This is a genomic window from Aeromonas sp. MdU4, assembly GCF_041929505.1.
Classification (GTDB): Bacteria; Pseudomonadota; Gammaproteobacteria; order Enterobacterales; family Aeromonadaceae; genus Aeromonas.
Window position 1 is genome coordinate 39,687 of the sequence record NZ_JBHFMW010000015.1, and the last position, 13,059, is coordinate 52,745.

Annotated in this window: 12 protein-coding genes; 7 read left to right on the forward strand and 5 right to left on the reverse strand. The window is 59.6% G+C overall.

The genetic code is table 11. The features are described 5' to 3' along the window. Positions 1–111 precede the first annotated feature (111 nt). Positions 112–738 carry an SCO family protein gene (locus ACE1BR_RS08390; RefSeq protein WP_374869293.1) on the forward strand — a complete coding sequence of 209 codons (627 nt, stop codon included), beginning with the start codon at positions 112–114 and terminating at the stop codon, positions 736–738. Between the two features lie 2 nt (positions 739–740). Continuing rightward, entirely contained in the window at positions 741–2,102 is a 1,362-nt protein-coding gene (locus ACE1BR_RS08395; protein WP_374869295.1) for an MATE family efflux transporter, read from the forward strand. Positions 2,103–2,115: 13 nt separating this feature from the next. Here ACE1BR_RS08395 and trmL read toward each other — a convergent pair whose 3' ends face one another. The 3 genes from trmL to ACE1BR_RS08410 all read right to left on the reverse strand — a co-directional run bounded on the left by trmL (position 2,116) and on the right by ACE1BR_RS08410 (position 4,702). Next, a complete protein-coding gene (gene trmL, locus ACE1BR_RS08400; protein WP_374869297.1) occupies positions 2,116–2,580 on the reverse strand; it encodes a tRNA (uridine(34)/cytosine(34)/5-carboxymethylaminomethyluridine(34)-2'-O)-methyltransferase TrmL in 465 nt (154 codons plus the stop codon). A gap of 74 nt (positions 2,581–2,654) precedes the next feature. Then, on the reverse strand, positions 2,655–4,025 hold the full coding sequence (locus ACE1BR_RS08405; protein ID WP_374869299.1) for an ATP-binding protein: 1,371 nt from the start codon (positions 4,023–4,025) through the stop codon (positions 2,655–2,657). Further along, positions 4,007–4,702 carry a response regulator gene (locus tag ACE1BR_RS08410; RefSeq protein ID WP_374869301.1) on the reverse strand — a complete coding sequence of 232 codons (696 nt, stop codon included), beginning with the start codon at positions 4,700–4,702 and terminating at the stop codon, positions 4,007–4,009. The genes ACE1BR_RS08405 and ACE1BR_RS08410 overlap by 19 nt, the downstream gene beginning before the upstream one ends. Before the next feature lie 85 nt (positions 4,703–4,787). Here ACE1BR_RS08410 and ACE1BR_RS08415 point away from each other — a divergent pair, with 85 nt between their 5' ends. From ACE1BR_RS08415 to ACE1BR_RS08430, 4 genes are all read left to right on the forward strand, one after another. Beyond that, positions 4,788–5,699 carry a cation diffusion facilitator family transporter gene (locus ACE1BR_RS08415; RefSeq protein ID WP_374869303.1) on the forward strand — a complete coding sequence of 304 codons (912 nt, stop codon included), beginning with the start codon at positions 4,788–4,790 and terminating at the stop codon, positions 5,697–5,699. Between the two features lie 8 nt (positions 5,700–5,707). Further along, positions 5,708–6,487: a serine O-acetyltransferase gene (gene cysE / locus ACE1BR_RS08420; RefSeq protein WP_374869305.1), complete on the forward strand. Its 780-nt coding sequence runs from the start codon at positions 5,708–5,710 to the stop codon at positions 6,485–6,487. Between the two features lie 21 nt (positions 6,488–6,508). After that, positions 6,509–7,789 (forward strand): hypothetical protein, encoded by a 1,281-nt coding sequence (locus ACE1BR_RS08425; RefSeq protein ID WP_374869307.1) that lies wholly within the window; start codon positions 6,509–6,511, stop codon positions 7,787–7,789. Between the two features lie 246 nt (positions 7,790–8,035). Next, positions 8,036–8,245 carry a cell division protein ZapB gene (locus tag ACE1BR_RS08430; protein ID WP_033136398.1) on the forward strand — a complete coding sequence of 70 codons (210 nt, stop codon included), beginning with the start codon at positions 8,036–8,038 and terminating at the stop codon, positions 8,243–8,245. Positions 8,246–8,317: 72 nt separating this feature from the next. Here ACE1BR_RS08430 and elbB read toward each other — a convergent pair whose 3' ends face one another. Continuing rightward, complete coding sequence (gene elbB, locus ACE1BR_RS08435; protein WP_374869309.1) at positions 8,318–8,968, reverse strand: isoprenoid biosynthesis glyoxalase ElbB; 651 nt, start codon at positions 8,966–8,968, stop codon at positions 8,318–8,320. Between the two features lie 400 nt (positions 8,969–9,368). On the opposite strand from elbB, the gene polA reads away from it, so the two are divergent. Next, entirely contained in the window at positions 9,369–12,134 is a 2,766-nt protein-coding gene (gene polA, locus ACE1BR_RS08440; protein ID WP_374869311.1) for a DNA polymerase I, read from the forward strand. An 88-nt stretch (positions 12,135–12,222) separates the two neighbouring features. On the opposite strand, the gene ACE1BR_RS08445 is transcribed toward polA, so the two are convergent. After that, the gene (locus ACE1BR_RS08445) at positions 12,223–12,762 is read right to left on the reverse strand and encodes a gamma carbonic anhydrase family protein (RefSeq protein WP_374869313.1); all 540 of its coding nucleotides are present in this window, start codon (positions 12,760–12,762) and stop codon (positions 12,223–12,225) included. Positions 12,763–13,059 lie beyond the last annotated feature (297 nt).

Genomic DNA, 13,059 nt, shown 5'->3' on the forward strand with positions numbered 1-13,059 from the left:
TGACAGGGTTCGTTACAAGGTCGCCCCATCTTGGTGGTTCACTGGGGTACAATATCTCCTCTTGTCCGGTTACGGCTGGCCATCTGCCTCGAATTGAAAAGGTCTCTTGTGATGATGAAGCTCCGCTATCCCCTGCTTTTTCTACTGCTGATAGGCAGTCTGATCCTCGCGTTCTACGCCACACAACCGAAGCAGCCAGAGCAGGCCGACTACTATCCTGCCGGGCGGGATATCAACGATTTCTCCTTTACCGATGCGGATAGCAAGCCGTTCACCCCGGCCAACCTGAAGGGGCACTGGACCTTTCTGTTTGTCGGCTACACCTTTTGTCCCGATATCTGCCCCACCACGCTGGCAGATATACGCTCCGTCTACGATCAGCTGAAGAAGAGAGCGCCCAACAGCCAGGTGGTGTTTATCTCGGCGGATCCCCAGCGCGATGATCCGGCCCGTCTCAAGACCTATACCGCTTTCTTCAATCCCGAGTTCAAAGCCGCGACCGCACCCCACGACAAGTTGTTCCCGTTTGTGCGCAATTTGGGGCTGGTTTACTCCATCGCCAATCAGGGGGAGAAGGACTATCTGATCGATCACTCCGCTTCCATTGTGCTTATCAATCCCCAGGGCAAGTTGCAGGGGGTGTTTCGTCCGCAGGTGGTGCCTGGCCGGGTACCGCGAGTGCAGATGGCCACCATGCTGTCTGACTTCTCCCGCATGATGAAGCTGGCTGGCTACTGAACATGACTCCGTCGTGTGCTCACTGGTGGCGAGATCCCTCTCGCCATCGCGCTGTTTTTGCCCTCGCTCTACCCATGGTTTTTTCCAATATCACCACCCCCTTGCTGGGGCTGGTGGACACCTGGGTGATCGGTCATCTCGGTCAGGCCTGGTTTCTGGGAGGCGTTTCGGTCGGGGCAACATTGATCAACCTCATCTTCTGGTTGCTCGGCTTTCTGCGGATGTCGACTACCGGGCTGACGGCGCAGGCTCATGGTGCTGCCGATGGCCGCGCCCAACTTGACACCCTGTTGCGGGCGTTGGGGCTGGCCATTGCCCTCGGATTAGCCCTGCTGCTGTTGCTGTTTCCCCTGTTGCCAAGGCTAATCGCCCTGAGTGGCGGTTCGCCCGAGGTGCAGCTCTATGCTGGTCAATACGTAGCGGTGCGGATCTGGAGTGCCCCGGCGGCGCTCTGCAATCTGGTGATCATGGGCTGGCTGTTGGGCATGCAGGATGCCCGCAGCCCCATGGTGATGCTGATTCTTACCAATCTGGTCAACATGGCGCTCGATGCCCTGTTTGTGCTGGGGCTTGGCTGGCAGGTGCGGGGTGTGGCAGCGGCGTCGGTCATGGCGGACTACTGCGCGCTGGCGGCCGGGATCTGGCTGGTACGCCGTCAGCTGCGGCAACTGGCGCCAACGGTGTGGCACAATGGCTGGCAGCGTTGGCGGCAACTTGCCCCTATGGTGCGACTGCTCGGCCTCAACCGCGATATCTTCCTGCGCTCCCTCTGTTTACAGCTCTGCTTTGCATTTATGACTCTGCAAGGGGCACGGCTGGGAGATGTGGCGGTGGCCGCCAATGCGGTGCTGCTCAACTTTCTGATGCTCATCTCCTACGGACTCGATGGTTTTGCCTATGCGGTGGAGGCCATGGTGGGGCGGGCCATCGGTCAGCGGGATCGGCAGAAACTGCGGGAAGCCATCGTGCTCAATCTGGGCTGGGCCGCGCTGATTGCGACCACATTTACCTTGGGGTTTGCCCTGCTGGGCAGCTGGCTGGTGGGGCAGATCACCGATATTCCGGCGGTCGTGGCAGAGGCAAATCGCCAGCTTCCCTGGCTGATTGCCATGCCGTTGCTGGCGGTCTGGTGCTTCCTGCTGGACGGGGTCTTTATCGGGGCGACTCGGGCGCGGGAGATGCGCAACAGCATGTTGCTGGCCGCATTCGGCGGCTTCTTCCCGATTTGGTGGCTCTGTCAGTCGTGGGGCGTGGCCGCGTTATGGGCGGCGATGGCGGCGCTGATGGTGGGGCGCGGTCTGTCGTTGGGGGTCACCTGCTGGCGGCTGGAGCGAAGCGGGCATCTGCTCGACGCCCGCCACTGATCCGCGACGGCGCTTACATGGCGCCGTCGTAGCCGAGCTGGCGCCAGCTCTCGTAGACGAACACCGATACCGCGTTGGAGAGGTTCATGCTGCGGCTCTGGGGCACCATCGGAATGCGCAGCCGCTGCTCGAACGGCAGGCTCTCGATGATCTCGATGGGCAGACCGCGACTCTCCGGGCCAAACAGCAAGGCATCGCCCAGAGCAAATTGCACCGCCGAGTGAGCAGTGCGACCCTTGGTGGTGCAGGCAAATACCCGCTTGGGCGCCACGGCTGCCAGAAAGGCCTCATAGTTCGGCCAGCGCTTCACCTCGGCAAACTCGTGATAGTCGAGTCCCGCCCGCTTCACCCGCTTGTCATCCCACTCAAATCCCAGCGGCTCGATCAGATGGAGCCGGTAACCGGTATTGGCGCAGAGCCGGATGATATTGCCGGTGTTGGGCGGAATTTCCGGCTGGTAGAGGACGATATCGAGCATGACGAGTTCCTGCAAAGAGATGTAAAGCCAAGAAGGGGCGCCAGCATACCCAGCGCCCGCCAGGATGAAAAGGATCAGGCGATGGGCAAGCGGATGGTGATGGTCAGCCCGGTCGGGTGATTGTTGCTGGCCGCAATGGTGCCGCCGTGACGCTGGATCGCCTCCGAGGCGATGGCCAGCCCCAGTCCGGTGCCGCCGGTCTTGGCATTGCGGGCATCATCGACCCGGAAGAAGGGCTGGAACAGCAATGCTTGCTGCTCGTCAGGCACACCGGGGCCGTCATCCCGAATGGTCATCACCCACTCCAACCCCTCCCGATACCAGTCCACCTTGATGAACTCGCGAGCATACTTGAGGGCGTTGCGCAGAGGGTTCTCTACCGCTCTGGCCAGCAGCTCGGGCCACATCTGGATCGACTCGGCAGGCAGCGGCGGCAACCTGAGCTGCTTGCCGCTCTGGTTCGCTTCGAACATCGCATCTTCGAGGATGGGCTCCAGCAACTCGGCCAGCGGGTGTACCACCGGCGCCTCCACATGCTGCTGTACCCGCGACAGATCGAGCAGATCGCCGATCAGCTTGTCCAGCCGTCCGATTTCCGATTCGATCCGCGCCAGCTCGGCGCTGTCCCCCTGCTTGCGGCGGATCAGCGCCTGTGCCAGCTGCATCCGGGTGAGGGGGCTGCGCAGCTCGTGGGAGATGTCAGAGAGCAGCTGTTTCTGTTTCTGAATCATGCTCTTGAGCGTCTCGACCATGCGGCTGACGTTGTCCGCCAGCTGGCCGATCTCGTCGCCCCGTCCCAGATTGGGGATCTGCACCTCCAGATTGCCAGCCGCCAGTTGGGAGACCGACTTTTGCAGTTGCAGGATTGGGCGGGTCAGTCGCCAGGCGAGCAGCAGGCAGAGCGGGGTACTGACCAGCATCGAGATGCCCAGAATGCGGATCGGGTGATCCAGCACCTGAATGAACAGGAACAGGTAGGGGTTTTCGGCATTGAGGCCGAAATAGACGTGATAGCGATGGCCATGGTGTTCCATCAGGAAGGGGCCGGCAATCGCCTTGCGATCCTCGTTACCCAGCATGGGGTTGGCCGGGTTATCGGCATCCACCATGAAGCGAATGACAAACTTGCGCGGATGGGTGGTCGACTGGATTTGCCCGCGTTCATCACGCAGGTAGACGTTATCCACTGGCAGCATGGCGATCTTGTCCATCGCCTTGCTCAGGTCGAAATCCTGGTCCGGATCGGCGGCGTTGAGCAGGGCCTGCACGTTATTTTGCATCCGTGCCGCCTCATGGGTAGGCAACGGGATCTGGTTGCGAGGGTCCAGAGTGGGCAGGCTGATCACGGCTGCCAGGATCACCAGCAGCATGAACCAGAACCAGAGGAAGATGTGGGTCGAGATGCCGTTGAGGGAGGTGGAGCCCTTTATTCTTGCTCTAGCCACAGATAGCCGCGCCCCCTGACAGTTTTAAAACGGGGTTGGCCATCGGCACGTTCCGGCAGTTTCTTGCGCAGGTTGCTCAGGTGCATGTCGATGGCGCGATCGAAGGGTTCCAGCTTCTTGCCGAGCACCTGTTCCGAGAGATGACTCTTGCTGACGATCTGGCCGGGATTGCGCAGCAAGCACTCCAGCAGGCCAAATTCAGTGGCGGTCAGCTCCAGCAACTGCTCGCCACAACGGGCTTGTTGCAGGCCGGGCTGCAGGATGATGTCCATGAAGTGCACTTCATCGGAGGAGCTGCCTCGTTGGGGGGGAGCACTTTGAGTACGGCGCAGGATGGCCCGTACTCTGGCCAACAGCTCCCGATCATCGAACGGCTTGGCCAGATAGTCGTCGGCCCCCGCCTCCAGGCCATTGACCCGATCCTGACTGTCTCCGCGGGCAGTCAGCATCAGCACCGGGGTATCGTGGGTCTTGCGCAGCTTGGTCAGCATGGCAAAGCCATTGAGCTTGGGCATCATCACATCCAGCAGCACCAGATCGAAGCTCTGTTCTGCCAGTCGTAGCAGCCCCTCTTCACCATCCTCGGCGACCGTGACCTGAAATCCCTCCAGGGTCAGAATTTCGGTAAGCAACTGGGTCAATTCAAGATCGTCGTCGACCAGGAGTATTCTGTTCATCTGGTGTTATTCCGCAGATTTTCGCGCCAAACTGACGCCGGGGTCAGGGTATAATAAGTTTTTCACCGCCAGAGGAAAGCCGGTTTTGAGCCATCAACAATATTCTCGTTGGGTTACCTTTGCCAGCATGGCGGCGGTCACGACGGCTACCTTGCTGATCATCGGTAAACTGATCGCCTGGTTGATGACAGACTCATCGACCCTGCTGGCGTCGCTCACCGACTCCTTTATGGATGTCAGTGCTTCCATCATCAACCTGCTGGCGATCCGTTATGCGCTGGCCCCCGCCGATGACGAACACCGCTTCGGTCATGGCAAGGCGGAGTCGCTGGCAGGGCTGATCCAGGCCGCTTTCATCTCGGGCTCCGCCCTGCTGTTGGTGATGCACGGCATCTCGTCGCTGCTCAAACAGGCGCCCATCGAACGGCTGGAGGCTGGCCTCTGGGTCAGTGGGGGTTCCATCGTGCTGACCCTGTTGCTGGTCAGCTTCCAGGGCTTCGTCATCCGCAAGACCAACAGCGTCGCCATCAAGGCTGACATGCTGCATTACCGTTCTGATTTGCTGCTCAATGCCGGCGTCTTGCTGGCACTGGTGCTGGCGGGACAGGGGTGGTACTGGGCCGATGGTCTGTTTGCCATCCTGATCGGCCTGTTTCTGTTGTGGGGGGCAGTTCACATTGGCTACGAGTCGGTGCAGGCGCTGCTCGATCGTCAGTTGCCAGCTGAAGAACAAGCGAGAATAATGGCCCTCTGCTGTGCCGTAGAAGGTGTCCACGGCGTACATGACCTGCGTACCCGTCAATCCGGGCCGACTCGATTCGTTCAGCTACATCTGGAACTGGATGATCAGATCCCCCTGATCAAGGCCCATCAGATCGCCGATGAAGCCGAACTGGCCGTGCGCCAGGCATTCGAGCGGATGGATGTCATCATCCACATGGACCCCATCTCGGTGTTGATAAAAGAACAACAGAGCCCTCACCCAGAACAACAGTAGGCTGCAACATGGATGAACTGGTCGCCAAAACCTGGCACAAAATTCAACAAGAAGCACAGTGCATGGCGGCCCAGGAGCCGATGCTGGCCAGCTTCTTCCACTCCACCATTCTCAATCACAAGAATCTGCGATCGGCTCTCAGCTTCCAGCTGGCCAACAAACTCGACAGCGCCACCATGCCCGCCATCGCCCTGCGCGAAGTGATTGAGCTGGCCCTGCGCAGCGAGCCGGAGCTGCTGACGGTGGTCGCGGCCGACATCTGCGCCGTGCAGGATCGCGATCCTGCGGTCGATCTCTTCTCCACCCCGCTGCTCTACCTCAAGGGCTTCCATGCTCTGCAGGGCTATCGGGTCGCCAACTGGTTGTGGCGGCAGGGTCGTCGCTCGTTGGCGCTCTATCTGCAGAACCAGATCTCGGTGGTGTTCGGGGTGGATGTGCACCCGGCCGCTCGCATCGGCAAGGGGATCATGTTTGACCACGCCACCGGCATCGTGGTCGGTGAAACGGCGGTGATTGAGGATGATGTCTCCATCCTGCAGAGCGTGACCCTTGGCGGTACTGGCAAGGAGAGCGGCGATCGCCATCCCAAGATCCGTGAAGGGGTAATGATCGGGGCGGGCGCCAAGGTGCTCGGCAATATCGAAGTGGGCAGGGGAGCCAAGATTGGTGCTGGCAGCGTGGTGATCAACCCGGTGCCGCCTCATACCACTGTCGCTGGCGTCCCTGCCAAGATCGTCGGTCGTCCGGAGTGCGACAAGCCGTCGCTGGATATGGATCAGTGCCTCTGATCCCCTGACCGAGATGATTCGATGACCAAGCGCTGGTCAGGCTATCTGATCCTGGGGATGTGGCTGCTCAATTTGCTTCACCTCTATTTGGGGCTCTCCCCCTGGCCAGCAGCCATCGCGGCCTGGGGGGCGTCACTGCTCACCTGGCCCTGGCTGGTGGGTGCTGCCAGGCGGCAGGCTCTGGCTCTTTATGGCGCAGCCCTGTTGCTGCTGCTCTTCTCCTGGTGGCGGGGGGCTACTCTCACCGTCGGTGACTGGTTGCTGCCCAACATCAATATGCTCACCATGTTTGCCGCGGTGAGCACCCTCAATCTCGCTACCTCCGGCCTGCTGACCGGTGCTGCTTCCTGGACCGGGCGCAAGGGGTTGTGGAGCACCATGGCCAGCCTCAATCTGCTGGGCGCCGTCATCAATCTCTCGGTGTTGTTTATCATCGGCGATCGGCTGGAGCGGGGCGGCACCCTGGAGCGGCGCCAAGTGATGGTACTGAGCCGGATCTTCTGTGCCGCCGCCTTCTGGTCACCTTTCTTTGTCGCCATGGCAGTGGCACTGACCTATGCGCCGGGCATGCAGCTCTCCCATATTCTGCCGTTCGGGATCCTCGCCGCCTTGCTGGCGATGGGACTGACCGCCTGGCAGGTGGAGCGGATCGGAGTGGCCGACTTTGCCGGTTATCCGCTGCGACTGCAGACTCTGGGGTTGCCGGTCACGCTGGCGTTGCTGGTACTCCTTATCAAGCAGATCTGGCCTCAGCTTGGCATTCTGGCGGTGATCGCACTGGTGGCCCCGCTGCTGGCGCTGCTCTTTATGCCGAGGGTCGGGCGCAAGGCGGCCCTCAAGCGGCAGGTGGTGGAGCGCTTTCCCGCCATCGGCGGTCAGCTGGTGCTGTTTCTGGGGGCCGGTTTGTTGGCGGCGGGCATCAACAGTGCGCTGTCGGTCATCGATCTTGGCGCAGGTCACGGCCTGCCGCTGTTCAACCACTTTGGCTGGCTCGAAGCATCCCTCACTCTGTTGCTGATCCTGCTGGTGGCCATCGTCGGGGTGCATCCGCTCATCAGTATCTCCGGATTGGCGCCGCTGCTCTGGCCGCTGGCGCCGGATCCCAGCCTGCTCGGTATGTGTTTCCTGCTGGGATGGGGGCTTGCCACCGGCACCAGCCCGCTCTCCGGCTCCAATCTGGCGCTGGCCTCCCGTTATAACCTCAGCGCCGGGCTGATCCTGCGTTGGAACCTGCTCTACGGTCTGTTGATGTATGTCGTCGCCTGTCTGTTGCTGGGGGCTTATATCGCCTTGCAGGGATAACGGCGGTACTGTCGGGAGGGCGCCAATAATGCGCGGGTGGCGGGGTCTTTTACGCACGGCTCAGTGTGTTGTCGCGGCTCTGGCGCAGGATGCGAGAAAAATAGACGCATATTTAGACAATACATCTATGGAAGGCGCATTTTACAGCGCACTGGCTTGTTTGTGCCGATGCGCTCGGGGTATGCTGGCTTCACGCGCTTGAATCGCCCTCTGTGGGGCATCGCAATTGAACAAACAGGTATGCATATGTCACTAGAAGTCCTTGAGCAACTCGAATCCAAAGTACAATCCGCCGTCGACAACATCTCCCTGCTGAAGATGGAGCTGGACGAGCTGAAAGAGCAGAACAGCAAGCTGCAAGACGAGAACCATCAGCTGCGCAACGAGCATGTTGCATGGCAGGAGCGTCTGCGCGCCCTGCTGGGTAAAATGGATCAGATGGGCGAAACCATCTAATTCATCGCCTTCAGGCAGAATTGAAAACGGGCCGCTCGATGAGCGGCCCGTCTGTTTTTGGCGGGGCGGGGATTACAGCGCCAGCAGCTGTTTGACCGTCTTCTCGATGCCGTCCGCCGCCTCGACAATATTGTTGGCAAGCATGTAGGCGGGGGTAGAGATCACCTTGCGTTCCTGATCCACCACGAACTCGTTGACCTGGCAGTTGAGATGGCTGCCGCCCATCGCCTCGATGGCGTTGGCGGTGCCTTCGTCATGGCCGATGGTCGCCAGCGTCCCGGCGCCATAGATCAGCGGGATCATGGCGGGTGCGATGCAGATATAGGCGGCCGGTTTGTTGGCCTTGGCAAAGCTCTGGCACGCTTTCAGCACATCGGGCTGGATCTGGCACTCGGCGCCCCGGATGGCGAAGTCGCACAGGTTCTTGGCTGCGCCAAAGCCGCCGGGCACCAGCAGCGCGTCGTAATCGGCCGCATCCAGCTCGGCCACGTCCTTGATCTGGCCACGGCAGATGCGGGCAGCTTCGACCAGCACGTTGCGGCTTTCTCCCTCGCTCACTTCACCGGTCAGGTGGTTGATCACATGAAGCTGCGTCACATTCGGTGCGAAGCACTGGACGGCAGCGCCCTGACGGGCCAGCGCCAGCAGGCTGATGACGGCCTCATGGATTTCGGCTCCGTCAAAGACACCGCAGCCACTCAAAATCACGGCCACTTTTTTCATGGCAAACTCCTCGTTGTTGAAAATGTGAGCCAAGATGGATTGTTGTACTTTTGTATGGTTATCGCTCGCCATCCGCTGGTCAAGTCATCTTGCTGTGCTAGGATTGTTTCGTTTTGGATCCTGCCGTTCCTACTCCCTTAAATCTTTTTCCACATTGATCGAGATCATTCCAACTGTCTTGCGATCGGTTTTTGCGATCTCATGATATTGTTTTTAATAGATTTTTATATTCTTATACACAGCTTTGTCACTGTGCGCTCTGATGCGCCCCATTTTTGAACACAGAGTTATCCACAGATTGAGTCCCTTTATCAGGCGCTTTGTGCTGTTGCTGCGCCCCTTGGTGTGAGGGGGGCCCTGTGGCATCCTAGCGGCTGTTTATCTCTGGCAGGACGATTTCATGGCCCCTAGCAATCCCCTTATTCTGGTCGACGGCTCCTCTTATCTTTACCGCGCCTTCTTCGCCTCCCAGCAGGCCGATCTGCGCACATCGACCGGTTTGCCGAGCGGCGCCGTCCGTGTCATGGCCAACATGATGCGCAGCCTGCGCAAGCAATATCCTGACTGTCATGTGGCCGTGGTATTTGATGCCAAGGGCAAGACCTTCCGTGACGACATCTATTCCGAATACAAGGCCAATCGCCCCAGCATGCCGGAAGATCTGCGCAGCCAGGTTGGCCCGATCCATCAGATGATCAAGGCGATGGGTTTCCCCTTTTTGATGATCGAGGGGGTCGAGGCGGACGATGTGATCGGCACCCTGGCCCGCCAGGCGACTGAGAAGCAGTTGCCGGTGCTGATCAGTACCGGTGACAAGGACATGGCGCAACTGGTCTCCGACCATGTCACCCTGATCGACACCATGAAAGATGTGAAGACCGATCGGGAAGGGGTGATCGAGAAGTTCGGCGTACCGCCCGAGCTCATCATCGACTATCTGGCCCTGATGGGTGACAAGGTCGACAACATTCCCGGCATGACCGGTGTCGGCGAGAAGACCGCACTGGCCCTGTTGCAAGGGATTGGCAGCATCGACGAGATTGCCGCCAACCTCGACAAGGTAGCAGCGCTCGGTTTCCGTGGTTCCAAGGCGTTCGCCGACAAGTTCCGCGAGCAGGAAGATCAGGTTCGTCTCTCCTATCGACTGGCGACCATCAAGACCGATGTCGAGCTGGAACAGAGTCTGGAGCAGCTGTTGCTCAAGCCGGTCGACAAGGAGTCCCTGTTGGCGGTCTACCGCGAATACGAGCTGCGCAACCTGATCAAGGAGCTGGAGTCTGGTGGTGAAGAGGGCAGTGAGCGTGCCGGGCAAGACGAGGCTGGCGATGACAGTACCGCCCCGGTTGCCGCCATCGAAACCGACTACCGCTGTATTCTGGACGAAGCCGAATTCGACGGCTGGCTGGCCCAACTGCAGGCCGCGCAGCTGTTCGCCTTCGATACCGAAACCACCAGTCTCGACTATATGGAGGCGCGGATCGTCGGCGTCTCCTTCGCGGTTGAGCCGGGCAAAGCCGCTTATGTGCCGTTTGGCCACGACTATCTCGGGGCGCCGGTACAGCTGAGCGAAGCCGTGGTGTTGGGCAAGCTCAAGCCGCTGCTGGAAGATCCGACCCGTCTCAAGGTGGGGCAGAACCTCAAGTACGATCGCAACGTGCTGCTCAACCACGACATCGACCTGCAAGGTATCGCCTACGACACCATGCTCGAATCCTACGTGCTCAACTCCACTGCCAGTCGTCACGATATGGATTCGCTGGCCAAGCGTTACCTCGGGGTCGAGACCACCTCCTTTGAAGATATCGCGGGCAAAGGGGTGAAGCAGCTCACCTTCAACCAGATCGAGCTGGAGCAGGCCGCTCCCTATGCGGCAGAAGATGCCGATATCACCCTGCGTCTGCACCAGACCCTGTGGGGGCAGTTGGAAGCCGTGCCGGGCCTCGCCAGGGTATTCAGCGAAATTGAGCTGCCGCTGCTGCCGGTTCTGGCGCGGATGGAGTTGCTCGGTACCACCATTGATCCCAAGTTGCTGCACCAGCAGAGTCAGGAGATAGAAGTTCGGTTGGCGGAGCTGGAGAAGCAAGCCCACGAGCTGGCCGGGCAGGAGTTCAACCTCTCCTCGCCCAAGCAGCTGGGGGAGATCCTCTTCACCAAGCTGGGCCTGCCGATCATCAAAAAGACTCCCAAGGGAGCGCCGTCCACCGCAGAAGAGGTGCTGGCCGAGCTGGCGGAGACCTACGAACTGCCGCGCCTACTGATGGAACATCGCGGTCTGGCCAAGCTCAAGTCCACCTATACCGACAAGTTGCCGCTGATGATCAAGCCGCAGACCGGGCGGGTGCACACCTCCTATCATCAGGCTGTGGCGGCGACCGGTCGACTCTCGTCCACCGATCCCAACCTGCAGAACATCCCGGTGCGCAATGAGCAGGGGCGCCGGATCCGTCAGGCCTTTATTCCGAGCGCCGGCTACAAGCTGGTGGCGGCGGACTACTCCCAGATCGAGTTGCGCATCATGGCGCATCTTTCCGGTGACAAGGGCTTGCTGACCGCTTTCGCCGAGGGTAAGGACATCCACAAGGCGACTGCCGCCGAGGTATTCGGTGTGGCGCTCGATGCGGTCACTACCGACATGCGCCGCAGCGCCAAGGCGATCAACTTCGGCCTTATCTACGGCATGAGTGCCTTTGGTCTGGCCAAGCAGCTGGGGATTGGTCGTGCCGAAGCGCAGAAGTACATGGACCTCTACTTCGAACGTTACCCGGGCGTGCTGGAATATATGGAGCGCACCCGCCAGCAAGCGGAAGCCCAGGGCTATGTCGAGACCCTGTTTGGCCGCCGCCTCTATCTGCCGGATATCAAGTCCCGCAACGCCGGTCTGCGCAAGGCGGCCGAGCGGGCTGCCATCAACGCCCCGATGCAGGGCACCGCTGCCGATATCATCAAGCGCGCCATGATCAACGTGGACAGCTGGATCCGCGGAATAGAAGACCAGTCGATCCGCATGCTGATGCAGGTGCACGATGAACTTGTGTTCGAGATCCGCGAAGAGAAGCTGGAAGAGTACATCGCAATCATCAAGGAGAAGATGTCAGCTGCAGCCGAGCTGCATGTGCCGCTGCTGGTGGAAGCGGGCACCGGCGACAACTGGGATCAGGCCCACTGATTTCCAGCCTGCTTTTATGCACGGCTATATAGCTATATAAGAAGCGAAGCCCGGCATCATGCCGGGCTTACTGTTTCTGCCTGCCCTATCAGGTCTCTTGCAGATACTCATCCTTGAGCAGGACATAGTTGTCGGCCGAGGTTTTGAGAAACGCGACCTCGGCGGGTTTGAGCGGGCGAGCCTGTTTGACGGGATTACCTATATATAGAAAGCCCGATTCGAGTCGCTTGCCCGGTGGCACCAGCGAACCTGCGCCGATCATCACATCATCCTCGACTACTACCCCATCCAGAATGATGGCCCCCATGCCGACCAGCACCCGGTTGCCGATGGTACAGCCGTGCAGCATCGCTTTGTGACCGACCGTGACATCTTCACCGATCAGCAGCGGATAGCCGTCAGGATTGCCGGCACTCTTGCGAGTCAGGTGCAGCACGGTGCCATCCTGAATATTGCTGCGGGCACCGATGCGGATATGGTTCACATCCCCCCGTGCCGCCACCATGGGCCAGATGCTGGCATCGTCGGCCAGCTCGATATCACCCACCAGTGTCGCGCAGGGATCTACATACACCCCTTTGCCCAATTGCGGGCGTTTTCCCTTGTAGGGTCTCAGTCTCAAGTCCATCTTGGCCTCCTTGTTTTCGGCCATTCTAACAACTCGGAGCTTGTTTCTGTGGATAAGTTTGTATAAAAGCTGTGGTTGGATATGAATAACTAAAAAAGTGCAGTTTTTTGCAATTTTATTGCCGATAAGGGGTTGCCAGAAAGAATCTGTTCCCTATAATGCGCCTCCATCGACAGGGCAAGCGGCAACGCAAACAACCTCGTCGGTAACCTCGAAAAGCCTTTGCAAATAAGGCTTGACTCGAGAAGGCGGTTGAGTAGAATTCCACTCCCGCAGTAACGAACTGTTGCGTCGCTC

Excerpts from the sequence above, each read along its gene's own strand:
- ACE1BR_RS08390 (WP_374869293.1), top strand. The coding sequence starts at position 112 with ATGATGAAGCTCCGCTATCCCCTGCTTTTTCTACTGCTGATAGGCAGT.
- ACE1BR_RS08395 (WP_374869295.1), top strand. The coding sequence starts at position 741 with ATGACTCCGTCGTGTGCTCACTGGTGGCGAGATCCCTCTCGCCATCGC.
- trmL (WP_374869297.1), bottom strand. The coding sequence starts at position 2,580 with ATGCTCGATATCGTCCTCTACCAGCCGGAAATTCCGCCCAACACCGGC.
- ACE1BR_RS08410 (WP_374869301.1), bottom strand. The coding sequence starts at position 4,702 with ATGAACAGAATACTCCTGGTCGACGACGATCTTGAATTGACCCAGTTG.
- cysE (WP_374869305.1), top strand. The coding sequence starts at position 5,708 with ATGGATGAACTGGTCGCCAAAACCTGGCACAAAATTCAACAAGAAGCA.
- ACE1BR_RS08425 (WP_374869307.1), top strand. The coding sequence starts at position 6,509 with ATGACCAAGCGCTGGTCAGGCTATCTGATCCTGGGGATGTGGCTGCTC.
- ACE1BR_RS08430 (WP_033136398.1), top strand. The coding sequence starts at position 8,036 with ATGTCACTAGAAGTCCTTGAGCAACTCGAATCCAAAGTACAATCCGCC.
- elbB (WP_374869309.1), bottom strand. The coding sequence starts at position 8,968 with ATGAAAAAAGTGGCCGTGATTTTGAGTGGCTGCGGTGTCTTTGACGGA.
- polA (WP_374869311.1), top strand. The coding sequence starts at position 9,369 with ATGGCCCCTAGCAATCCCCTTATTCTGGTCGACGGCTCCTCTTATCTT.
- ACE1BR_RS08445 (WP_374869313.1), bottom strand. The coding sequence starts at position 12,762 with ATGGACTTGAGACTGAGACCCTACAAGGGAAAACGCCCGCAATTGGGC.